This is a genomic window from Streptomyces sp. NPDC007088 (genome assembly GCF_042869355.1).
Taxonomy (GTDB): domain Bacteria; phylum Actinomycetota; class Actinomycetes; order Streptomycetales; family Streptomycetaceae; genus Streptomyces.
The window spans coordinates 200157-221035 of the sequence record NZ_JBIAFO010000011.1; the positions used below are offsets into that span (position 1 = coordinate 200157).

General features: G+C 74.6%; 22 protein-coding genes. 12 read left to right on the forward strand and 10 right to left on the reverse strand.

The features are described 5' to 3' along the window. Positions 1-76: 76 nt before the first annotated feature. The 4 genes from ACFYMP_RS19530 to ACFYMP_RS19545 all read right to left on the reverse strand — a co-directional run bounded on the left by ACFYMP_RS19530 (position 77) and on the right by ACFYMP_RS19545 (position 3299). Complete coding sequence (locus tag ACFYMP_RS19530; RefSeq protein ID WP_388858773.1) at positions 77-1093, reverse strand: chaplin family protein; 1017 nt, start codon at positions 1091-1093, stop codon at positions 77-79. Positions 1094-1197: 104 nt separating this feature from the next. After that, positions 1198-1431, reverse strand: coding sequence for a chaplin (locus ACFYMP_RS19535; protein ID WP_388858776.1), 234 nt, complete (start codon positions 1429-1431; stop codon positions 1198-1200). A gap of 480 nt (positions 1432-1911) precedes the next feature. Next, a complete protein-coding gene (locus tag ACFYMP_RS19540; protein WP_388858778.1) occupies positions 1912-2316 on the reverse strand; it encodes a rodlin in 405 nt (134 codons plus the stop codon). 254 nt (positions 2317-2570) lie between these two features. Next, complete coding sequence (locus ACFYMP_RS19545) at positions 2571-3299, reverse strand: hypothetical protein (protein WP_388858781.1); 729 nt, start codon at positions 3297-3299, stop codon at positions 2571-2573. Positions 3300-3420: 121 nt separating this feature from the next. Here ACFYMP_RS19545 and ACFYMP_RS19550 point away from each other — a divergent pair, with 121 nt between their 5' ends. Both ACFYMP_RS19550 and ACFYMP_RS19555 read left to right on the forward strand, forming a co-directional pair. Continuing rightward, positions 3421-3768 (forward strand): hypothetical protein, encoded by a 348-nt coding sequence (locus ACFYMP_RS19550; RefSeq protein WP_388858784.1) that lies wholly within the window; start codon positions 3421-3423, stop codon positions 3766-3768. A gap of 114 nt (positions 3769-3882) precedes the next feature. Continuing rightward, on the forward strand, positions 3883-4293 hold the full coding sequence (locus ACFYMP_RS19555) for a rodlin (RefSeq protein ID WP_388858787.1): 411 nt from the start codon (positions 3883-3885) through the stop codon (positions 4291-4293). Between the two features lie 117 nt (positions 4294-4410). On the opposite strand, the gene ACFYMP_RS19560 is transcribed toward ACFYMP_RS19555, so the two are convergent. Next, a complete protein-coding gene (locus ACFYMP_RS19560) occupies positions 4411-4755 on the reverse strand; it encodes a hypothetical protein (RefSeq protein WP_388858790.1) in 345 nt (114 codons plus the stop codon). A gap of 324 nt (positions 4756-5079) precedes the next feature. Here ACFYMP_RS19560 and ACFYMP_RS19565 point away from each other — a divergent pair, with 324 nt between their 5' ends. Both ACFYMP_RS19565 and ACFYMP_RS19570 read left to right on the forward strand, forming a co-directional pair. Further along, positions 5080-5487, forward strand: coding sequence for a rodlin (locus ACFYMP_RS19565; protein ID WP_388858793.1), 408 nt, complete (start codon positions 5080-5082; stop codon positions 5485-5487). 260 nt (positions 5488-5747) lie between these two features. Then, entirely contained in the window at positions 5748-6203 is a 456-nt protein-coding gene (locus tag ACFYMP_RS19570; RefSeq protein ID WP_363145693.1) for a TerB family tellurite resistance protein, read from the forward strand. A gap of 132 nt (positions 6204-6335) precedes the next feature. On the opposite strand, the gene ACFYMP_RS19575 is transcribed toward ACFYMP_RS19570, so the two are convergent. Beyond that, positions 6336-6911: a TerD family protein gene (locus ACFYMP_RS19575; protein ID WP_388858796.1), complete on the reverse strand. Its 576-nt coding sequence runs from the start codon at positions 6909-6911 to the stop codon at positions 6336-6338. A 285-nt stretch (positions 6912-7196) separates the two neighbouring features. Between ACFYMP_RS19575 and ACFYMP_RS19580 the strand changes: the two genes are divergently transcribed. Beyond that, positions 7197-7658, forward strand: a complete 462-nt coding sequence (locus tag ACFYMP_RS19580) for a BlaI/MecI/CopY family transcriptional regulator (protein ID WP_388858799.1) — start codon at positions 7197-7199, stop codon at positions 7656-7658. A 4-nt stretch (positions 7659-7662) separates the two neighbouring features. Next, positions 7663-8598: a M56 family metallopeptidase gene (locus ACFYMP_RS19585; protein WP_388859030.1), complete on the forward strand. Its 936-nt coding sequence runs from the start codon at positions 7663-7665 to the stop codon at positions 8596-8598. 397 nt (positions 8599-8995) lie between these two features. Here the strand turns inward: ACFYMP_RS19585 and ACFYMP_RS19590 are convergent, their stop codons facing one another. Continuing rightward, complete coding sequence (locus ACFYMP_RS19590) at positions 8996-10687, reverse strand: bifunctional 3'-5' exonuclease/DNA polymerase (protein WP_388858802.1); 1692 nt, start codon at positions 10685-10687, stop codon at positions 8996-8998. A 107-nt stretch (positions 10688-10794) separates the two neighbouring features. On the opposite strand from ACFYMP_RS19590, the gene ACFYMP_RS19595 reads away from it, so the two are divergent. After that, positions 10795-11985 (forward strand): DUF2786 domain-containing protein, encoded by a 1191-nt coding sequence (locus ACFYMP_RS19595; RefSeq protein WP_388858805.1) that lies wholly within the window; start codon positions 10795-10797, stop codon positions 11983-11985. A 13-nt stretch (positions 11986-11998) separates the two neighbouring features. Here ACFYMP_RS19595 and ACFYMP_RS19600 read toward each other — a convergent pair whose 3' ends face one another. Both ACFYMP_RS19600 and ACFYMP_RS19605 read right to left on the reverse strand, forming a co-directional pair. Continuing rightward, positions 11999-13123 carry a lipid II:glycine glycyltransferase FemX gene (locus tag ACFYMP_RS19600; protein ID WP_388858808.1) on the reverse strand — a complete coding sequence of 375 codons (1125 nt, stop codon included), beginning with the start codon at positions 13121-13123 and terminating at the stop codon, positions 11999-12001. Positions 13124-13393: 270 nt separating this feature from the next. After that, the gene (locus ACFYMP_RS19605; protein ID WP_388858811.1) at positions 13394-14434 is read right to left on the reverse strand and encodes a hypothetical protein; all 1041 of its coding nucleotides are present in this window, start codon (positions 14432-14434) and stop codon (positions 13394-13396) included. A 214-nt stretch (positions 14435-14648) separates the two neighbouring features. Here ACFYMP_RS19605 and ACFYMP_RS19610 point away from each other — a divergent pair, with 214 nt between their 5' ends. From ACFYMP_RS19610 to ACFYMP_RS19625, 4 genes are all read left to right on the forward strand, one after another. After that, the gene (locus tag ACFYMP_RS19610) at positions 14649-15377 is read left to right on the forward strand and encodes a TetR family transcriptional regulator (protein ID WP_388858814.1); all 729 of its coding nucleotides are present in this window, start codon (positions 14649-14651) and stop codon (positions 15375-15377) included. Between the two features lie 37 nt (positions 15378-15414). Next, on the forward strand, positions 15415-17832 hold the full coding sequence (locus ACFYMP_RS19615) for an FUSC family protein (RefSeq protein ID WP_388858817.1): 2418 nt from the start codon (positions 15415-15417) through the stop codon (positions 17830-17832). Between the two features lie 122 nt (positions 17833-17954). After that, positions 17955-18119 carry a 50S ribosomal protein L33 gene (gene rpmG / locus ACFYMP_RS19620; RefSeq protein WP_388858820.1) on the forward strand — a complete coding sequence of 55 codons (165 nt, stop codon included), beginning with the start codon at positions 17955-17957 and terminating at the stop codon, positions 18117-18119. Positions 18120-18450: 331 nt separating this feature from the next. Then, positions 18451-18699, forward strand: coding sequence for a DUF397 domain-containing protein (locus ACFYMP_RS19625; RefSeq protein WP_388858823.1), 249 nt, complete (start codon positions 18451-18453; stop codon positions 18697-18699). 357 nt (positions 18700-19056) lie between these two features. Here ACFYMP_RS19625 and ACFYMP_RS19630 read toward each other — a convergent pair whose 3' ends face one another. Then, entirely contained in the window at positions 19057-19551 is a 495-nt protein-coding gene (locus ACFYMP_RS19630; protein WP_388858826.1) for an ATP-binding protein, read from the reverse strand. A gap of 284 nt (positions 19552-19835) precedes the next feature. Here ACFYMP_RS19630 and ACFYMP_RS19635 point away from each other — a divergent pair, with 284 nt between their 5' ends. Continuing rightward, positions 19836-20726, forward strand: coding sequence for a helix-turn-helix domain-containing protein (locus tag ACFYMP_RS19635; RefSeq protein WP_388858829.1), 891 nt, complete (start codon positions 19836-19838; stop codon positions 20724-20726). Positions 20727-20879 lie beyond the last annotated feature (153 nt).

Sequence of the window (20879 nt, forward strand, 5' to 3'; positions counted from 1 at the left end):
TTCTGCTTCTCGCGTCGGTCGGGGCTCGCGGACCGCGCGGCGCCTGCGCCGGCCGCGGACCACGACGCCCGCGACCTTACCGGCGGGTCGTCCGGGACCCGCGCCGGTACAGGATCGCGCCACCGGTCAGCAGCGCCGCGCTCGCGGCCCCGGCGAGCAGCACCCCCGCGCCCGCGCCGGTCTCGGCGAGGCGCGGCGGCGCGGCCACGGCCCGGGACGGGGTGCGCGCGGCGGTCCGCGCGGCCGGGCCCTCCTCGCTGCCGAAGTGGGCGAACCAGCTGAAGTCGCCGTCCTCCCCTTCCTGCGGCGCGGGCCCCCGCGGGGCGGACGGACGCGGGGCGGGGTGGTGCGGAGTGGCGTGGTGCGGAGCGTGGTGGTGCGGGGGCCGCGGCTTCGGCGCGTTGGCGCACGCGTTGCCGAACACCGGGTTGAGCAGCGCGATCACGTCGACCGTGTTCCCGCACAGGTTGACCGGTACGTCGACGGGGGCCTGGAGCAGATTTCCGGACAGCACCCCGGGCGAACCGACGGCCGCGCCCCGGGCGGCCGAACCGCCCGGGTGCCCGGCGTGCGGGGCGTACGCCCGCGGGGCGCGCTCCTGCTGCCGGGGCGCCGCGTGACGGCCGCGGTACTCGCGGGTCTCCGGGTGCCCGGACGGGGACTCGGGGCCGGAGGCGGGGCCGGACGCGGAGCGCGCCGCGTGCCGGGGCGCCGCGTGCTTCGGTGCCGCGCGCTCGGGGGCGGCCGCCCGGCCGTCGTCCCGGCCGCTCTCCCGGCCCGGCCCGCTCGGCCGGGTCCCGCCGTTGTCGCCGCTCCCGGCCCGCGCGCCGTTCCCGCCGTTCGCGCCGTTCCCGTCGTTCGCGCAGCCGTTGGCGAAGGCGGGGTTGCCGACGCCCGCGACGTTCACGCTGTTGCCGCACACGTTGACCGGGACGTCCACCGATGCCTGGACGTTGTTCCCCGAGAGGATGCCCGGGGAGTTCGTCGCCGCCGAGTCCGCCGAGGCGGCGAAGGCGGGGGAACCGTTCAGGGACAGGATGCCGGACGCCGCGGCTGCGGTGACCAGCATTCCCTTGCTCAGGGCGTGGCGCATGACGAGTCTTCCTGCTGGGAGCGGGCGCCGGCCCCGGAACGCGGAGGGCGTTCCGGGGCCGGCAGGGGTGCCGGCCGCTCAGCGGGCCGGACGTGGCGCCTGACTCAGGCGTTCACGCAGGTGTTGCCGAACGAGGGGTTCAGCAGGCCGATGATGTCGACGGTGTTGCCGCAGACGTTCAGCGGGATGTGCACCGGGACCTGGAGGATGTTGCCCGAGAGGACACCCGGCGAACCGATCGCGGCGCCCTCGGCACCGGCGTCGGCGAACGCGGGGGAGGCGAGGCCGGCGGTCATGAGGGCACCGGCGACGATCACGGCGGACTTCTTGAGCTGCATGGTGGTTCCTTTCCTTACGGTCTGACAGCTGTCGGGCGCCGGTCCGGAGCGAAGTGCCGCACCCCGGCCGCACCGCGGCCGGGAACGCGTCACCCGGTCCGGCGTGCTCTGTCAACGACGGCGCCCGGCGGAGGAAACCCCCGCGCGCACAACCGTCCGGGGGTATTCACTCGAACAGCGTGGGAACACGGTCGCCCGCGTACGATAAACGTGAAAAAACTTCGAAATTACTTATCTACCGGGTGGCCGGTCTGCTTTTCCGAACGGCCCGCACGGATTCGTACGGAAGCGCTGGAGAAGCGGCCGGGGAATCCGGGAAGAGGAAAACCACCGTCCCGTCGCCGAGGAGACCGCCGGGAATGGTTTCCCGGGGAAGGCGGGGCCCGGTGGGGGGAGCCGGTGGCCGGAGGGAGGGACCGGACCGCCGGCCGACACCCCTGGCGGGGGTGGGGGCCGGCGGCCGGTGAGGCGCTGGTGGCCTCAGTTGCCCACGCCGTTGCCCGAGAGGACCGGGATGTCCTCCAGGATGTGCGACAGCGGCTCGTCGCCCTTGACCTGCGAGGAGTTCTCGGTGCACTGCTGGTTCTGCGGGGAGGACAGGACGTTGACGTCCTGGACCGTGACCGGCACCAGGCCGATGAGGGAGCCCAGGTTGGCCTTGACGGGCAGGCCGATGCAGGGCTTGTTCAGCGTGCCCTGGACCAGGGACAGCTGCGGGCTCTGGTCGCCCTTGGTGGCGGCGTTGCCGAACGCGCTCTTGGCGCCGTTGCCGGACAGCGTGGTGGCACCGCCGTCGTCGGCGACGGCCATGGCGGGGGCGGCCATACCGATGATGCCGACGACCGAGGCCGCGGTGGCGGCGGCGGCCATAACCTTCTTGATCATGTGAATTCCCGTTCTGAGACGCCCGGTCTCATGTCCTAGACGTTCGGAGAACTTCGAAGACGTGCCGAGGCGGGGTGGGGGCGAGCAGGGACAGACCCGGCGGAACTGCCGTGCCGGGCTGCGACATGGGCAACTGACTCGGGGCGCATTGGTTTCGCCGCTCGCGCCGTTTCACTCGTTCAGCGTGAGTTTTCCGCTGGATTCGCAAGGATTTCGGAGTGCCCTCGGCGTGGTGTTCCTGATCTGCTTGTCAGTCAGTTGTTTATCATCTCAACTGCCTTGATTCGGCTCCGCCGCACTTCACGGCAGTTCCCGTTCTCTTCATCGCTCAGGGAGGAATCCGTGATGGCCACGCGTACCGCCGTGCAGAAGACCGCCCGCCCGGCCCGCGGCAGGACGGCCGAGAGGACCCCGGACACGGCGCCCGCGTCGGCCAGGCCCCCCGCCAAGTCCCCGGCCCGGCCCCCGGGCGGAACGGCGGGCGGCTCGTCGGGCAGGTCGCCAGGCGGGTCCGCGGCCAGGACCGTGACCAGGACACTGGCGGGGGCCACGGCGAAGTCCCGGGCGAAGTCCCCGGCCGCCCCGCCCGCGAAGCCCGCCAAAGCCCGCAAGTCCGCCAGGCCGGTGGCCCCCGGCAGATCCGGCAGATCCGCGAGCGCCTCCCCGGCGGGCACCGCCCGGCCCCCGGCCAAGTCCCCGGCCGCCTCCACCGCGAGGACCGCCGGGAAGACCGCCGCGAAGACCGCGGGGAAGACCGCGGGGAAGCCGGCCGCGCGGTCCGCCGGGAAGCCGGCCGAGCGGTCCGCCGGGAAGTCCGCCGCCGCGACGACGGCCACGTCCTCGTCCCGTCGCGGCGGGCAGCGGTCGCGGCCGGGAACGGGACGGACGGCCGCCGGGACGGTCTCCCGGACGGCCGCCGGGACGGTCTCCCGGGCGGCCTCCGCGACGGCCTCCAAGGCGGCGGCCCCCACAACGGTCTCCAAGGCGGCCCCTACGGCGGCTTCCCGGGCCGCCTCGACGAAGGCCGCCCCGGCGCGGGCGCGCGAGGAGGCCGCGGGGCGCCGGCGCACCGGCCGGGCCTGGAGCGATCGGGAACTGCGGCTCGTGGACCGGCTCGCCGAACTGCACGCCGAACTCGACTCGGTGCAGCGGGACCGGGCGGGCCTGATCGCCTACGTGCTGCGGCTGCACGCGGGGAGCGTCGCGGCGCCGGACGCGCGGGGCTGGTCGGCGGTGCACGTGGACACGGCGGCGGGCCGGCTGTCGTGGCGCGTCGCGCCCGAGGACGCGGACCTGTTCCAGGAGTCCGAACCCGAGCGGGGCGCCCCGAAGCCGCTGACGGCGGCGACCGGCGCGGGGCGCGAGCAGTCCGTGGAGACGCTGACCCGGTTGTCCTTCCTCCACCTGCACCGCCGTCCGAACCGCCCGGAGCGCACCGGCCGCCGCGCCTGAGGGGGCCCGGGGGCCGGGCGGCTCGCTCGTACGGGTGAACGCCCACAACTCCACCCCGGCCCGCCGAGTTACCAGGCTGCTCCGGGACGGGGCCCGTATCGAAAGGGAACACTCGTGTTCAAGAAGGCAATGTCCGCCGCGGCCGTCGCCGCCTCCCTGGTCGGCGTCGGTGCGGCCGCCGCCGCCCCCGCCATGGCCGTCGCCAACGACGGCGGCGCCACCACGCTGTCCGGCAACGGCGCGCAGCAGGCGTACGGCAACCAGGCCACCTACGGCAACATGAGCCCGCAGATGGCGCTCATCCAGGGTTCGCTGAACAAGCCCTGCATCGGCCTGCCGGCCAAGGTCAACGCCGGTTCGCTCATCGGCCTGGTGCCGATCACGGTCCAGGACGTCAACGTCCTGTCCTCCCCGCAGAACCAGCAGTGCACCGAGAACTCCTCGCAGGTCAAGGGCGACGAGCCGCTGTCGCACCTCCTGGAGGACCTCCCGATCCTCTCCGGGAACGGCGCGGGCAACCGCTGACCCGACCCCGCCGCGCCCCGCGCGCGGCACCACCGAGGACCGCCGCTCCGGCCAGGGGTGGCGGTCCTCGTGTGTGTGGCCCGCCCGGCCCCCGCGCGTTCCTCGTTCCGGGCGCGCTCAGCGCGGCCAGGGGCTGCGGCGGGCCAGCGCGTTCCACTCGGGGTCGGGCCGCCCGGGGACCGTACGCCCCTCGGCGGTCCACTGCTCCCACAGCCGGGCGAACTCCGGCTCGGTGTCCGCGTCGGGCGCCGGGTCCGGCCGCTGGGCGCCGTATCCCGGCGGGGGCGGTACGGAGGGCGGCGGGGCGGCGTACGGGCCGGGCTCCCGGGTGACGGGGGGCGGTGGCGCGGTCGCGGGGGAGCGGGCCGGCCGTGTCGGTGGCGGGGCCTGGTCGGAGGACTGCCGGCTGACCGGAATGAAGCCCTGTCGTTTCCATCCGCCTCTGGATTCAGATTCCGTCATGCTTCCTCATCGTCGACAGACTCGCCCCGTGTCCAGGCCGTCACCCCCAGGGTCCACCGTTTACCGCCCGGCGCGGGGCGAAAGGGAGAATTCCGCGCGTCGCCGGTCCCGGGGACGCCCGCGCGCCCGTCCGGGGACGCCCGCGCGCCCGTCCGGGCGGACCGTCCGCCGTACGTCCCGGGGTAACGGCCTGCGCCCGGGTCGCCCCCGGACGTGCGGTCCGGCTGGGCCATTCGGGTGGCGGGCCGTCACCCGGGAGCGGGGCGGCGGGTTGGGCGGGCTGAGATCCCACCGTCGGGGTCCGCTCTCGAAAGGGGACATCACATGAAGAAGCTGTGGGCAACCGCCGCAGTCGCGGCCTCGGTCGTCGGTGCCACCGCCTCCGTCGCCGCCCCCGCCATGGCCATCGCCAACGACGGCGGCGCCACCACGCTGTCCGGCAACGGCGCGCAGCAGGCGTACGGCAACCAGAAGACCTACGGCGACATGAGCCCCCAGCTCGCCCTGGTCCAGGGTTCGCTGAACAAGCCCTGCATCGGCCTGCCGGCCAAGGTCAACGCCGGTTCGCTCATCGGCCTGGTGCCGATCACGGTCCAGGACGTCAACGTCCTGTCCTCGCCGCAGAACCAGCAGTGCACCGAGAACTCCTCGCAGGTCAAGGGCGACGAGCCGCTGTCGCACCTCCTGGAGGACCTCCCGATCCTGTCCGGCAACGGCGCGGGCAACCGCTGACCGACGCCGCCGCGCGCCCGCAGGGCGCCCCGCATCGCGTGCCCGAGGGCCCGGCACCGCTCCACCGGAGCGGTGCCGGGCCCTCGGCGTGCGCGGGGGCGCGGCGCGGGAGTGGCGGGATCTTTTCCCCGGGTTCATCCGTTGGGGGGAGAGGGTCGCACGGGCCCTGGTAGCTTCTACACTTCTGTAGATAAAAGCTGGTGGCGCGGGCGTTGACGCTCCGGTGGCACCGGCGCAGATGAACGAGATTCGGAGTTCTCATGGCCCTGTGGGATCGCATCAAGGATTCCGCCCAGACGATGCAGACGCAGCTCGTGGCGAAGAAGAACGACCTGAAGAGCGGCGCCTTCCGGGACGCGAGCATGGCGATGTGCGCGCTGGTCGCCGCCGCCGACGGCAGCATCGACCCCTCGGAGCGGCAGCGGGTGGCCCAGCTCATCGGCACCAACGAGGTCCTGCAGAACTTCCCGGCCGACGACCTGCGCCGTCGTTTCGAGGCCAACCTCGACAAGCTCACCGCGGACTTCGCCTTCGGCAAGGTCAGCGTGCTCCAGGAGATCGCCAAGGCCAAGAAGAAGCCGGCCGAGGCCCGCGCCGTCGTGCAGATCGGCATCGTCATCGGCGGCGCCGACGGTGACTTCGACAAGACCGAGCAGGCCGTCGTGCGCGAGGCGTGCTTCGCCCTCGACCTGCCGCCGCACGAGTTCGACCTCTGAGGTCAGTCCGCTCCGCGAGTCCGGCGTTTCGGCCTCTCGGGTCTGTCCGCCCCGCGAGTCCGGCATGAGGAGGGGCCCGCGATCCGGTCGCCGGATCGCGGGCCCCTCCTCCTGCGCGAGGTGCGCGGCGGCTCAGACGTTGACGCCGAAGTCGGCGGCGATCCCGGCGAGGCCCGAGGCGTAGCCCTGGCCCACGGCGCGGAACTTCCACTCGGCGCCGTGCCGGTAGACCTCGCCGAAGACCATCGCGGTCTCGGTCGAGGCGTCCTCGGACAGGTCGTAGCGGGCCAGTTCCGCCCCGCCCGCCCGGTTCACGACGCGGATGAAGGCGTTGCGTACCTGGCCGAAGCTCTGGCCGCGCGCCTCGGCGTCGTGGATCGAGACCGGGAAGACGATCTTGTCGACCTCGGCGGGCACGGTGCTGAGGTCGATCTCGATCGACTCGTCGTCCCCCTCGCCCTCGCCCGTGAGGTTGTCCCCGGTGTGCCGTACCGAGCCGTCGGGGCTGTTGAGGTTGTTGTAGAAGACGAAGTGGGCGTCCGAGAGGACCTTGCCGTCCGCCCCGCACAGCAGCGCGCTGGCGTCGAGGTCGTAGTCGGTGCCGGTCGTCGTACGGACGTCCCAGCCGAGGCCGATGGTCACGGCCGTCAGGCCGGGGGCCTCCTTGGAGAGCGAGACGTTGCCGCCCTTGGCCAGCGAGACTCCCATGGGCTCTACCTCCTGGTGTGGCGAGGCGGGCGCGTGTGCGAACCCGCCTCCTTGAAAACTACATGACTGTAGAAGTTACGGGGGCGGGGGCGGCGGGCCCCGGCTGTGAGCGGGGCGGCGGCGGTCGCGCTCGGTACGATCACGGGAGGGCCGCGAGGCTTCCGGCCGGGCGGCACCGTACGGGACGACGTGCGAGAACGCCGTACGGAGACGGCCGGTGACGCGGTCGTACAAGGACGGCCGTACGGAACGGGCGGGAACGCCGGGCGCAGCGGGAGGTGCGGGATGACCGACGAGGCGAGCGGGCCCGGCGGCGCGGGCGCGCCGAGGCGGCGCGGGCAGGGGGAGCTGGAGGCGCAGATCCTCGCCGTCCTGCACTCGGCGCGGGAGCCGGTGACGGCCGCGTGGGTGCGGGAGCGGGTCGGCGGCTCCCTGGCGTACACGACCGTCATGACGATCCTCACCCGGCTGCGCTCCAAGGACGCGGTGACCAGGGAGCGGCGCGGGCGCTCGTTCCTGTGGTACGCCGTCGCCGACGAGGCGGGGCTCGCCGCGCGGCGGATGCGGCGGCTGCTGGACGGGGAGCACGACCGGGACGCCGTCCTCACGAGCTTCGTCACCTCGCTGTCCGCCGAGGACGAGCGGCTCGTGCGGGCCCTGCTCGCGCGCGGTGCCGCCCCGGGGGACGGCGCGCGGGGCCCGGACGGGCCCTCGGGCCCCGGCGGGGGCCGGGCCGGTGGACGCTGACACCGTGGGGTACGTCGTCTTCCTGCCGTTCGTGGTCCCGCTGACGGCGCTGCCGGTCGCCCGCCTCGTCGAGCAGCGGCTGCATCCGCGCACGGTGACCCTGCTGCTCACGGCGGTGTCCTGTGTGTTCGCGCTGTGCAGCACGCTGTGTCTGGGGCTGCTCGGGGTGGTCGGCACCGCCCGGCTGCCCGGGAACCCGCTGCCGGACGGCTGGGCCGACCCGGAGGTGCGGGCCGTCGTGCCCTACGACGAGGTGACGGGTTTCGCCGCGATCGCCGCGATCCTCGCGGCGGGCGTGGCCTGCGCGGTGACGGCCGTGCGCTACCGGCGGGTGCGCTCGGCGGCGCGGCGCGCGCTCGCCGGGGTGCGCCCCCTGGGCGATCTCGTCCTGCTGCCGGACGCGGAGCCGTACGCGTACGCGCTGCCGGGCCGGCCGGGCCGGATCGTCGTCTCGCACGGGATGTACGCGGGGCTGGACGCGGGGGAGCGGCGGGCGCTGCTCGCGCACGAGCGGGCGCATCTGGCGGGGCGCCACCACGGCCTGCTGCTGCTCGCCCGGCTCGCGGCCTGCGCCAATCCGCTGCTGCGGCCCCTGGTGCCGGCGCTGGCCTACGGGGCGGAGCGCTGGGCGGACGAGGAGGCGGCGCGGGTCGTGGGCGACCGGCGGCTGACGGCGGTCGCGGTCGGGAAGGCGGCGCTCTCCCTGCGCCCGGCGGGCCCGGGGCTGCTCCCGGCCTTCGCGGCGGGCACGGCGGGCCCGGTCCCCCGGAGGGTCGCGGCCCTGCTCGGCCCGGCACCCGCGACGGGGTGGCTGCCCTCGGCGTGGACGCCGGTGGGCTGGGCGGTCCTGATGGCGGGAGGCGGGGTGGTCGTCTCGACGGCCGCCTCACTGAGCGCGACCGTGACGATGGTGGGCGTGCTGTCGGCGACGGCGCTGTAGGCGGGGCCGCGTACGAGGGCGGTGGGTCTGCCGGGTGCCTGTGGGGCGGCGACGGCGCTGTAGGCGGGGTCGTACGTGGGTGGTGGGGCCCGTCGGGTGCCTGTGGGGCGGCGTACGGCGCAGAAACCGGTGCCGTACGCGGGCCGTGCGGCCTGCCGGGGCCCGTGCCTCCCGTCGGCCGTGGCCGTTCGCTCGCGCCTCCGCGCCTTCGCGCCTTCGCGCCTTCGCGCCTTCGCGCCTTCGCGCCTTCGCGCCTTCGCGCCTTCGCGCGCCGGTTCCTCAAGGGTTGCCGCGCACTGCCTCCTACCCGCGCCCGCGCTTCACCTCACGTTCGCGCCCTCCGTCCGGCTTCCGCGTGGTGTTACTTCGCGTCTTCCGTCCGGCTCCCCGCCCGGTGTCACTTCGCGTCCGCGTAGCACCGCACGATCGCGGTGGTGAAGGGGAAGCGGACGGGGATGTCGCCGAAGGCGATCCGGGTGGCCTCCTCGGCGGACTCGGCGATGAGGGCGGGGATCTCCTCGGCCTCCTCCTCGGGGGCGTGCACGATGACCTCGTCGTGCTGGAAGAAGACGAGTTCGGAGCCGCGCTCGCGCAGGCGGGCGCGGAGGGCGGCGAGCAGGAGCTGGGCCCAGTCGGCGGCGCTGCCCTGGACCACGAAGTTACGGGTGAAGCGGCCGCGCGCCCGCGCCCTGGCCCCCGACTCCGCCCCCGACTCCGCTCCGGCCCCGCCCTCGTCCTGCGGGAGTCCGGCCTCCCCGGCGTCCTCGGCGGCTCCGGCCGGTGGGCAGGTGCGGCCCAGCCAGGTGCGCACGAGCCGCCCCTCCTCCCCGGCGCGCGCCGCCGCGTCGACGTAGGCGACGGCGCGCGGGAAGCGGCGGCGCAGGGCGGCGAGGTTCTTCAGGCCGTCCCCCGAGGTCTGCCCGTACACGGCGCCGAGGACGGCGATCTTGGCCTGGTCGCGGTCGCCGCGGAAGGCCCGGTCGGACACCGCCTTGTAGAGGTCACCGGGGCGGGCGGCGACCTCCATGAGTCCGGGATCGCGCGAGACGGCCGCCAGAATCCGGGGTTCGAGCTGTGCCGCGTCGGCGACGACGAGCCGCCGGCCGGGGTCGGCGACGACCGCGCGGCGGATGACCTTGGGGATCTGCAGAGCGCCGCCGCCGTTGGTGACCCAGCGGCCCGAGACGCTGCCGCCCGCCACGTACTGCGGGTGGAAGCGGCCCTCGCGCACCCAGTCCTGGAGCCAGGACCAGCCGTGCGCCGTGTAGACGCGGTACAGCTTCTTGAACTCCAGGAGCGGTTTCACGGCCGGGTGGTCGAGGGACTCGATGTCCCAGCGCCGCGTCGACCGCACTTTGATCCCGGACTCGGCGAAGGCCCGGACGACGTCGGCGGGCAGCTCGGGGTGGACGCGGCGGCCGAAGGCGGCGGAGACCTCGTCGGCCAGTTCGGCGAGGCGGCGCGGTTCCCCGCTGCCGCCGTACCGCTCGCCGAGCAGTTCGCGCAGGACGGCGCGGTGGACGGCGGCGTCCCAGGGCAGGCCGGCGCGGTTCATCTCGGCGGCGACGAGCATGGCGGCGGACTCGGTGCCGGTGAGCAGCCGCATCCGGCCGGGGTGCGCGGTCGCCTCGTGGCGGCGCTGCTGATCCGCGTACACCTCGGCGAGGGCCGCGAGCGGGAGCGGGGCCGGACCCGGCTCGAAGAGGGAGGACTGCGCGCCCGGCGCCGCGGAGCGCTGCGGCGGGTCGGGCGGGACGGGGCGGCCGTGCAGCCGGGCCCAGGCGGCGGCGGCCGAGCGGGGTTCGCCGAAGCGGCCCTCGTAGCCGAGCAGCAGGGTCTCCGCGGCCTCGATGTCGTAGCAGCGCTCGACGCGGACCCCGGCTTCGAGCAGCTGAGGGTAGACCCGCGCCGTGGAGCGCCAGACCCACCGCGCGACCTGCGGCCGGGCGCGGACCGCGCTCGCGAGGTCGGACGCGCGGACGGCGGGCGCGGCCAGGCCGCCGTCGGGCGCGAGCGGGGCCACCAGCACCTCGCCCGCCACACCCCCGTCCGCCTCCTCGGCGGCCGCCAGCACCCAGCGTCCGGTCATGCGTCCGAGTCTTCCAGCCGCCACTGACAATGGACGTGCGCGGCGGATCGGGCACGCGTGGCGGGGCCGGTGCGAAAACTTGTCCACAGGCTGTGGACAATGAACCCATGCCCCACGACCACGGACCCGGCTGTGCCCGCACGGAACTCGCGGAGGCCGTCGCCCGCGCCCTGGCGGGCGAGGACGACGTGTCCCTGGACACCGGCGCCTCGCTGCTCGCGGCGGCCCCGGAGCCGGAGGCCGCCGCCGTCCTCGCCGGGCGCGGCGCCGATCTGCTGGGCGCCGCGTGGCGCCACGGCTGGGAACCGGCCGACGTCGCCCGCCTGGTCCGCCGCGATCTGCGCCCCGCCCACCTGGCCCTGCTGTCCCGGCTGGTGGCGCGGGAGACGGCGGGCTACCCCGCCCTGGACGCGCGCTGGCGGACCCAGGTGTCGGGCCTGGCGGCCGAAGCGGAGGCGAGCGCCTCCGCCGTCCGCGAGGACCGCTTCACAGCGGCCACGACGGCGCTCGAACTGCTCCGGCTGCTGCTGCGCCTGCCGCCCGTCGAACCGCTCGGCCCGCCCCCGGGCGGCCCGGCGGCGGGCGCGGCGCCCGCGCCCACCGACGACCCCGTGCTCTCCCGTATCCGCGCCCTCCTCGCGAAGGCGGAGGCCACGACCTTCCCCGAGGAGGCGGAGGCGCTCAGCGCGAAGGCCCAGGAACTGATGGCGCGGCACCGGGTGGACGAGGCGCAGCTCGCGGCCGGCCGCCGGGAGGCGACCGCCGCCCCCGAAGCCGTACGCGTAGGGGTCGAGCAGCCCTACGGGACGGCGAAGGCGATCCTGCTGGACGCGGTGGCGCGGGCCAACAACTGCCGCGCCGTGTGGAACGAACAGCTGGACTTCTCGACGGTGGTCGGCTTCCCCGAGGACCTCGCGGTCGTGGAACTCCTGCACACCTCGCTGCTCGTGCAGGCCACCACGGCGATGACCCGGGCCGAGGCGGCGCAGCGCCGCGCGGGACGCAGACGCACCAAGACCTTCCGCCAGTCCTTCCTCCTCGCCTACGCCGGCCACATCGGCACCCGCCTCACCGAGACCTCGGCCCGGGTCGCCGAGTCCGCCCCGGGCGACCTGCTGCCGGTCCTCGCGGCCCGCGAGGTGGCCGTCGGCAAGCAGGCCGAGCACATGTTCCCGCGCACGACCGCGGCCCGGGTCCGCGGCGCCACCGACGAGGCCGGCTGGCAGGACGGCCGGGAGGCGGCACGCGGCGCCGACCTCGGCCGCCCGGGACGGAAGCGGGTGCGGGGGAGGGAGTGAGGGGCGGCCGTCCTCACCGCCGCGCCATGTACACCTCGAACGCCTTGTGCAGCACCTTGCTGAGCGGGTAGTCCCACTCACCGACGTACTCGGCGGCCTCCCCTCCGGTGCCCGCCTTGAAGCGGAGCAGGCCCAGGAGGTGGTTGGACTCGTCCAGCGTGTCGGTGGTGCCCCGGAAGTCGTAGACGTGGGCGCCCAGGGCGTGCGCGTCGCGGATCATCTGCCACTGGATCGCGTTGTTCGGCTGGACCTCGCGCCTGCGGCTGGTCGAGGCGCCGTACGAGTACCAGACGTGGCCGCCGACCGTGAGCATCGTCGCGGCGGCCAGCACCTCTCCGTCGTGCGCGGCGAGGTAGAGCCGCATCCGGTCGGGGTGCTCGGCGGTGAGGGAGCGCCACATGCGCTGGAAGTACTCCAGGGGGCGCGGCAGGAAGCGGTCGCGTTCGGCGGTCTCGGCGTACAGCGCGTAGAACGTGGTCAGGTCGTCGTAGTCGCCCCGCACGACCTTGACCCCGGCCTTCTCGGCCTTGCGGATGTTGCGGCGCCACAACTGGTTGAAGTTCTGCTGGAGTTCGTCCAGTGAACGGTTCGCGAGCGGCAACTGGAACACGAACCTCGGCTGCCCGGCCGCGAATCCCGCCTCGTCGCCCCCGCCCCCCGGCTGCCGCCAGCCGCGCCGCCGCAACCCCTCGGCCAGGGCCTGGGCGCGCGGGTCCGAGGAGGTCGGCGCGACCTCGCCGAGCCGGTGCGCGTCCGGGTCCGCGACGGCGTCCTTGACGGTCGCCGCGTCCCAGCGGCGCAGGACGACCGGGGGCCCCATCCGCACCGTGAACGCGCCGTTCGCCTTCAGGTGCGCGAGCAGCGGGTCGAGCCACCGGTCGAGGTCCCTGTCGTACCAGTCGACGACGGGCCCCTCGGGCAGGTACGCGAGGTGCCGGCCGATCCTCGGCAGGGAGCGGTACAGCACGAGCCCCGCCCCCACGATCCGGTCCCGCTCGTCCACCCACCCGAGGCTCTCGGCCCGCCAGTCCGGTTTGACGTCCCCCCAGGACGGCACCTGCATATGACTGGCCGACGGCAGCCCGTCGACGAACGCGAGGTGCTCCGTACGGTCGATCGTCCTCAGACGCAAGGTCATGCGAAGCGCTCCTGCTCCGTCGCGGGGGTCGGGCGAGGGAGACTACTGTCGCCCGCCCCCCGTTCCCCGGTCCCTCGCCGCAGCGGGGGCGGGGGTGACGCGGACGGCGGGTGAGGGGCGCCGCCCCCCGGCTCGGCCTCCCGCGCCGCCGCTCACCGTCTGGTCCGGGCGGGGTGCTTGCGGGGAGCGGGTCCCCGCCGCCCTGACCGGGACCCTGCCGACCCCCGTGCGCGGTCCGGCCCCGCTCCTCCCGGCCCCGCCCCTCCCGGCTCAGGTCCTCCCGGCCCCGGTCCTCCCGGACCCGCGCCGTACGGCGACGAGGACCAGGGCGAGCCCCGCCAGGGCCCAGACCGCCAGCGTCACGACGGCGCCACCCGCCCCCGTGCCGTCGAAGAAGGCGTTGGCGCGCAGCAGGCTGCCGGAGGCGCCGACCGGCAGGAGCTGACCGAGCGTCGACCAGCCGTCGGGCAGCCAGTACGGGCCCGTGGCCAGGCCGGAGAGCGGGTTGCCGAGGAACATCATCACCACGGCGAGACCGAGGAACCCCGGGGTGCCGAAACGCGCCTGGAGACCGAGGAGCGGGAGTCCGAGCGCGAGCATGCCGAGGGCGAGGCCCAGCGCGCTCGTCGCGTAGTTCCCGTCGAGCGTGCCGATGCCGGACTGAAGGACCGCGGTCACCCCGGCGGCGGCGACGAGCGCGAAGCCCACCACCCCGGCGAGCCGGGCCCGCAGCGCGCCCGGCCCGGGAGCGACCAGGGCCAGGATCAGGACGGGCAGGATGCCGCCGAAGACCATCGGCAGCGCCATGGAGGCGAGTCCGGTGCCGTGCGGGTCGTCCTGTCCGAAACCGACGACCTCGTGCGTCCTCGCCCGCACGTGCCGCTGCTCCGCGAGGCCGGTGCCGAGCCCGCTGACGGCGGTGCTGATCTGCTGGCCGCCCGCCGGGGCGGTGTAGACGTCGACACCCTCCGCGCCCAGGGCGATTCCGCCGACCACGTCCCGGTCGCGCAGGGCGGCGGTGAGCGCCTCGGCGTCGTCGTACCTCGTGACCTCCCACTCGTCGCCGGACAGCCGCTCCTGTACGGCAGAGACGGCGGACCGCGGGCCGGTCACGCCGAGCGGCGCGTGGTGCGGGCCGCCGTTCACGGAGGGCAGGCCGAAGGCGCACAGCATGAGCGTGACGGCGGCCGCCAGCCCGACGACCACGGCGGCGATCCGGAGCCCCGCCTTCCGGCCGCCCGGCGGCGGGGCGGGGGAGGGGGTGGCGCCCGCCGTGGGGCCGTCGGCGGCGAAGGTGACGTCGGTCGGCATGGCGACCACCTCTTCTCGTGCGGAGTGTGCCCCCGAAGGGGGAGGGCTGCGGGGCTTCGGGCGCGCGCCCGCCGGACGCGCCCGCCGGACAGGCCCGTAAACGGGCACGCCGGACAGGCACGGCGAAGCGGCCGCGAACGGCGCGCGGCGCCGGGCGCCCGGCGAACGGTGCCCGCTCATCGTACAACTCATCGAGCAATGAGTTCATCGTTTGATGAGTTACGCGGGAGGCATGATGGAGGGCATGGACGGCCTCAAGGACGTGGGCGCGGCGCACGCGCGGGACGAGAAGAACGACGCGGGTGGGGCGCACGGGCCGGCCAGGCACGCCGGGGGGCGGCGGCCCGGGGAGACCAGAACCCGGGCGGCGATTCTCGATGCCGCCCGCTCCTGCTTCGCCGAGGGCGGTTTCGAGGGCACCAGCATGCGCCGTATCGCGGAGGCGGCGGGCGTGGACCAGGCTCTCGTGCACCACTTCTACGGTTCGAAGCAGAACCTCTTCATCCAGGTGCTCGAACTGCCGGAGAAGCTGCGGGCCGCCATCTCCACCGCCGCGCGGGGCGAGCTGACGGGCATGGGGGAGCGGATCGTCCGGGCGCACCTCTCGGTGTGGGACGACGTCTCGACGCGGCCCGCGCTGATGGCGATGGTGCGTTCGGCGGCCACCCACAGCGAGGCGGGCACCCGGCTGCGCGACACGCTGAGCGCGATGCTCGCGCGGGCGCTCGACCAGGCGGTCGCCGCCCCCGACACGGGCCTGCGCGTCAATCTGGTCGCCTCGCAGCTCGTCGGCCTCGGCCTGATGCGCTACATCCTCCTGCTCGAACCCCTCGCCTCCGCCGACACGGACACCGTGGCGCGGTACTACGGGGCGGCCGTCCAGGCGATCGTGGAGGGCGGCGCGGACGGGCGGACCGCCGCCCGTAGCGCCACGGCCGGATGAAACGCCGGAAACCGCGCGAGTCCGTATCCTTACCGGCGTGAGCTGGCTCCGGGCGGTGGCGGATACCAGCCGCTCCGGTCTCAAGGTCGAGCGGCGGCGGCTGGAGCCGCTCGTGGCGCTGCGCGGGGCCGCCGGGCTCGCGCTCGTCATCGGGGTCAGCCTGTGGGTCTTCGGTCCGCAGATCGCGGCCAGCTCGGCCTTCGGCGCGTTCTCCGCCGCCATCGCGACCTTCCAGCGCAGCTGGCGGCCCCGGCCCGAACTGGCGCTGGCCTCGGGGACCAGCCTCGCGGTCTCGACCTTCCTCGGCTACGTGACCGTCGAGCACCTCTTCCTCTTCGTCCCGCTCCTCATGCTGTGGGCCTTCGTCGCCGGGCTCGCCTGGTCGGCCGGGCCCACCGTCGGCATCATCGCGGCGTCCAACGTGTCGATCGTGATGGTCACCGTCACCCTGCCCGTCTCCCTGCTGTCCGCCCTCGGGCACGCCGCGGTGATCGCGGCCGGCGGCTTCGTCCAGGCCGCCTTCGTCGTCCTCTTCCCCGTACGGCGCTGGGGCGCCCACCGCGACGCGCTCGCCGACGCCCTCTCCGCCGAGGCCGACTACGCGCGCCGTCTGCGCCACGACCCCGTCGCCCCCTTCGACCCCGAACCGCTCATGGAGGCCCGCGACGCCGCCGTCCTCACCCCGCGGCAGGCGCGCAGGCGCCCCGTCGAACTGCGCGGGCCGCGGGGTGTCGCCGAGCAACTGCGGCCGGTCCTCGCCTCGATCGCCGACCCCGCGCTCGGCGTCCCCGGGGAGGGGCCCGAACGGGAGCGCGTACGCGAGCTGCTGTACGCGGCGGGCACCGTGCTCGACGCGGCGGCCGAGGCCGTCCGGGGCGGAGAACCCCTCTTCGTGTCCCCCGCCGCCCTCGCCGTCCTGCACACCCCCGACACCGGTCAGCTGCTGAGCGGACCACCCCTGCGGGCCGCCACCCGGCTGACCGAACTGCTCGACGAGGTGATGGAGGCCGCCGACCCCAGTGGCCGCGAGAGCCGCCGCGGCGCGGAGGGCGGCAGCACCCGCGTCGCGGCCCGCGCCCGCGGTCTGCGCACCGGTGCGAGCGCGGTCCTCGGCGGGGGCCTGCGCGCGTTCCTCGCCGCCCGCGCCCGGGTACGGGACCGGGTCCGCGCCCGTACGCTCAGCGGCGCGGGCGCCCCGGCCGCCGCCGGTACCCGGCCCGCGCACACCGTCGGCGGGGTGGTGCGCACCGAGGCCGGCGGCCAGGGGGCCAGCGACACGGGGGCCCGGCCGCCCTCCAGGACCAGGCCCTCCCTGTTCCGCCTCGTGCCGGTCGCGCTGCGCGCGATGCGCGAGGAGCTGTACCTCGGCTCGACCCTGCTGCGGCACGCCGTCCGGGTCTCCGTCGTCGCGGGCCTCGGCTACCTCGTCGGTACGCTGCTCCCGCTCGGCCACGGGTACTGGGCGCCGCTCGCCTCCGTCATGATCCTGCGGCCCGACTTCGCGCAGACCTACTCGCGCGCCGCGGGCCGTTTCTTCGGCACCCTCCTCGGCGTGACCCTCGCCTCCGTCGTGGTCCGGCTCGTCCACCCCGGCCTCGACGTCCTCGCGTTCCTCGCCGTGTGCTGCGCCGGGCTCATGTACCTCCTCATGCGCACCGGCTACGTGGTCGGCCAGGTCTGCGTGTCGATGTACGTCGTGTTCCTGCTCGGCATGGGCGGACAGGGCCTCGGCCAGACCGTCCCCGAACGTGTCGTGCTGACGCTGGTCGGCGGCGTCCTCGCGATGCTCGCGTACGCGGTCTACCCGGCCTGGGAGGCGCCCCGCCTGCGCGCCAGGCTGGCCGAGGCGCTGCTCTCGCACGCCGAGTACGCCGCCGCCGTCGTCCGCAGCTACGCCCGGCCGGGCGAGGACCGCACCGATCAGGTGCGGCAGGGCCTGCTCGACGCGCGCGAGGCCCGCTCGACCTGGCAGGAGGCGGTCGAGAAGGCCAGGAACGAGCCGGTACGGCAACGGGGCCTGTCCCGGGCGGCCGCCGACGACGCCGACGAGGCCCTGGAGGAGATCTCCCGCGTCGCCATGCTCATGGAGGCCCACCTGCCGGAACACGGCGCGATGCCCGTACCCGCCGCCGAACGCCTCGCCGACGCCCTGCTCACCGCGGCCGAACGCGCCGACCGCGACCTGCGTGAACGCAGGGTGCCCCGGTGGGACGAGGTGCGGGCCGCGCTGGAGGCGTGGGACGCCTGGCCGGACGAGAGCTCGTGGGTGCCCGACCGCGTCGTGCGCAAGGGCGCGGGCCTGCTCCTGGAAGCCGTCGAAGGACTGTCCCGCACGCTCGCCGCCTACCGGCAGGGCCCGGCCGAGCGCCCGGTCGACACCGGGGAGGACGGAACCCTCGGTGACGTCGGTGACGTCGGTGACGTCGGGGACACGGGGGCCGGGCGCCTCGGGTGACCGGGACGCGACCGGCGTGGCCGCCGTCACGGTCGGCGTGGCTCGCGTGACTGGTCGAAGGGGTGACGGACGTCACCGGGCGCCCTTATTGAAAACGGTTCCCGTTAACGTATCATCGAGGCATGGCACGCAACGAACTCCGCCCCGTCGTCAGGCTCCGGTCCACCGCGGGGACCGGGCACACCTACGTCACGCGCAAGAACCGCAGGAACGATCCCGACCGGATGGTGCTGCGAAAGTTCGACCCCGTCGCGGGCCGGCACGTCGAGTTCCGCGAGGAACGCTGACCGCGACCCCGCCCGGAGCGGACGGGTCCCGCGCCGGGCGGGCGGTCACTCTCCGGCGCGGTCGCGTCCGGCACCGGTCCGCGCGAAACGGGAACGGCGGGGCGTATCCGGCGTACGCCGAGTGATGTGCGCCACGTCCCCTCCAGCCGGCCCCCATCGGGGGCCGGCTTTCGCGTCTCCAGGGGAGGGAAAGGGCTTGTCCGGGAAGGCTGTAACCGAGGGGGCACCCCTCGTGCACGTGCATATGCTCATGCATCCGCAGGTGAACGCGGCTATGATCGCGCTCAGTTGACCGATGCACCATTGGCCATAGCACCACCGGGAGCTACCTGTGCACCAGGCGTACAACGGCATGGCGGCCACGGACCTCCAGGAGGCCCACGAAGTCGTCTGGCAGAAGAGCCGGCACAGTAACTCGCAGGGTTCCTGCGTGGAGTTCGCCAGGCTTCCCGGCGGGGACGTGGCTGTCCGTAACTCGCGGTACCCCGAGGGCCCGGCCCTCGTCTACACGCGTGCCGAGATCGAGGCGATGCTGCTCGGCGTCAAGGACGGCGAGTTCGACCACCTGCTGGCGGGCTGAGGGAACGCGGCCGCCGCGTTCCGTGGCGCGGGACGGTCCTCCCGGACGCCCGACGCCCTTTCCGGGACGCCCGACGCTTTCCGTGACCGCCGCCCGGTTTCCGTGACCGCCGCCCAGATCACGAGCGGCCGCCCGGATCGCGCGAGGGGCTTTCGCGGGCCGCCCGTCGCAGTCCGGCCGGGGAACTGCCGCCGGTGGAGGGCCGGGTGAGGCCGGGGAAGACTGGTTGAGGCCGGAGGGGACCGGTTGAGACCGGGGGAGACCGGTTGAGAGGGGACGAGGCGGCGGCGGGCGGGGCGTACGTGGTCCCGCGGGGGCCGGGGCGTGCGAGCTGCCCGGGGTCCGGCCGACCGGGTCTCAGAGGCGGAACAGCGCCCAGACCATCTTCCCGCGCAGGGTTCCGGCGAGCGGGTGCCAGCCCCAGCTGTCGCTGAAGGAGTCGACCAGGAAGAGGCCGCGGCCGCACTCGGCCGAGAAGTCGTCGCCGTCCTGCGCGACCGGGCTCTCCTCGCTGGGATCGCGTACCGCGCACATCAGCCGGCCCGTCCACCGCGTGAGGTGCAGCCGTACCGGGCTCTCGGGCGCCACCGGGTCCGGACCGCAGGCGGAGGCGGCGGGGGCCGGGGGCTCCGCGGCGGGCAGGGCGTGCCGCAGCGCGTTCGTGACGAGTTCGGAGACCACGAGCGCGATGTCGTCGGTCAGTTCCCCCAGACCCCAGCGGCCCAGCGTGGAACGCGCGAACTGCCGCGCCTCGCCCACCCCTTCGAGCCGACAGCTGAGCGCGCAGGAGGCCGCTTCACTCACCGAGGCGGGGTCGACCGGAGGTAGCCCTTGCCTCAGTGGGTCGAGCATGGTCGATCCATTCGTCCCCATGCGAGGCACTCCCGAATTTCGCGGTCACTGCGCAGCTGCGGTGGTGCGCCACCATCGTTCCGAATGCGCACAGCGGATGCAAGGGCAGATGCACGTGCACGCGCCGGAATTGGCGCCACACATACCACTTCGGGCGCATATCTTCCCAGTAACTCTTCCGGTGGCATTGCACAACCTTTCCGTTTCCGTAATCGAACGAGTACGGCCCGGAGCGTTTTAGTGGCAGACTGCGGGCCCTGTAGTGATTGGGGAGGCTGGGCGACGTGACCGCAGGGGACTGGGGACGGCCCCAGGCCGAGGGGCCCGGGGGCGGATCGGTCGTACGGCGCATCCTGCTGGGCTCACAGCTCAGACGGCTGCGTGAGACGCGCGGGATCACCCGCGAGGGAGCCGGTTACTCGATCCGCGCCTCCGAATCGAAGATCAGCCGCATGGAGTTGGGACGGGTGAGCTTCAAGGCGCGGGACGTGGAAGATCTGCTCACGCTCTACGGCGTGCACGACGAGGCCGAGCGCGGACAGTTGCTTGCCCTCGCGAAGGAGGCCAACATCGCGGGCTGGTGGCACAGTTACTCGGACGTCCTGCCGGGCTGGTTCCCGACCTACGTGGGTCTGGAGGGCGCGGCCTCCGTGATCCGGGTCTACGAGGTGCAGTTCGTCCACGGGCTGCTCCAGACGGAGGCGTACGCGCAGGCCGTCGTCGCACGCGGGATGCCGGACGGCTCGCGCGCCGACATCGACCGCCGCGTCGCGCTGCGCCTGGAGCGGCAGAAGATACTCGTGTCCGAACGGGCCCCGCGCTTCCACGCGGTGCTGGACGAGGCGGCGCTGCGCCGGCCGTACGGCGACCGGGCCGTGATGCGCGGGCAGCTGGAGTACCTGATCGACATGTCGCAGCGGCCCAACGTGTGCCTCCAGGTCATGCCGTTCAGTTTCGGCGGGCACTCCGGGGAGAGCGGCGCCTTCGCGATGCTCGGCTTCCCCGAGTCCGACCTGTCCGACGTCGTGTACCTGGAGCAGCTCACGAGCGCCCTCTACCTCGACAAGCCCGAGGAGGTCGCCCAGTACGAGTCGGCCTTCGATGGCCTGCGCAAGGACTGTCCGGGCCCCGAGGAGAGCCGTGACCTGCTGCGCGGCCTGCTCCAGCTCGGCTGAGGGACCGGCCGGGGCCCTTGGGCGGGGGCCGGAGCGGTGAGGGTGGCACGGACCGACGGGCCGCCGCAGCCCGCCACCGCCGTACCGCCGGGCGCCCCCGCGAGCCGCAAACCCGGGCGCGCGCGCCGTGCACGCCGTACCATGGCGTGCCAA

Bases quoted from the DNA above. Each gene is read 5' to 3' on its own strand.
- ACFYMP_RS19560 (WP_388858790.1), bottom strand. From the start codon at position 4,755: ATGACGGAATCTGAATCCAGAGGCGGATGGAAACGACAGGGCTTCATT.
- ACFYMP_RS19535 (WP_388858776.1), bottom strand. From the start codon at position 1,431: ATGCAGCTCAAGAAGTCCGCCGTGATCGTCGCCGGTGCCCTCATGACC.
- rpmG (WP_388858820.1), top strand. From the start codon at position 17,955: ATGGCACGCAACGAACTCCGCCCCGTCGTCAGGCTCCGGTCCACCGCG.
- ACFYMP_RS19605 (WP_388858811.1), bottom strand. From the start codon at position 14,434: ATGCCGACCGACGTCACCTTCGCCGCCGACGGCCCCACGGCGGGCGCC.
- ACFYMP_RS19530 (WP_388858773.1), bottom strand. From the start codon at position 1,093: ATGCGCCACGCCCTGAGCAAGGGAATGCTGGTCACCGCAGCCGCGGCG.
- ACFYMP_RS19580 (WP_388858799.1), top strand. From the start codon at position 7,197: ATGACCGACGAGGCGAGCGGGCCCGGCGGCGCGGGCGCGCCGAGGCGG.
- ACFYMP_RS19610 (WP_388858814.1), top strand. From the start codon at position 14,649: ATGAGTTACGCGGGAGGCATGATGGAGGGCATGGACGGCCTCAAGGAC.
- ACFYMP_RS19630 (WP_388858826.1), bottom strand. From the start codon at position 19,551: ATGCTCGACCCACTGAGGCAAGGGCTACCTCCGGTCGACCCCGCCTCG.
- ACFYMP_RS19575 (WP_388858796.1), bottom strand. From the start codon at position 6,911: ATGGGAGTCTCGCTGGCCAAGGGCGGCAACGTCTCGCTCTCCAAGGAG.
- ACFYMP_RS19540 (WP_388858778.1), bottom strand. From the start codon at position 2,316: ATGATCAAGAAGGTTATGGCCGCCGCCGCCACCGCGGCCTCGGTCGTC.
- ACFYMP_RS19600 (WP_388858808.1), bottom strand. From the start codon at position 13,123: ATGACCTTGCGTCTGAGGACGATCGACCGTACGGAGCACCTCGCGTTC.
- ACFYMP_RS19595 (WP_388858805.1), top strand. From the start codon at position 10,795: ATGCCCCACGACCACGGACCCGGCTGTGCCCGCACGGAACTCGCGGAG.
- ACFYMP_RS19570 (WP_363145693.1), top strand. From the start codon at position 5,748: ATGGCCCTGTGGGATCGCATCAAGGATTCCGCCCAGACGATGCAGACG.
- ACFYMP_RS19590 (WP_388858802.1), bottom strand. From the start codon at position 10,687: ATGACCGGACGCTGGGTGCTGGCGGCCGCCGAGGAGGCGGACGGGGGT.
- ACFYMP_RS19565 (WP_388858793.1), top strand. From the start codon at position 5,080: ATGAAGAAGCTGTGGGCAACCGCCGCAGTCGCGGCCTCGGTCGTCGGT.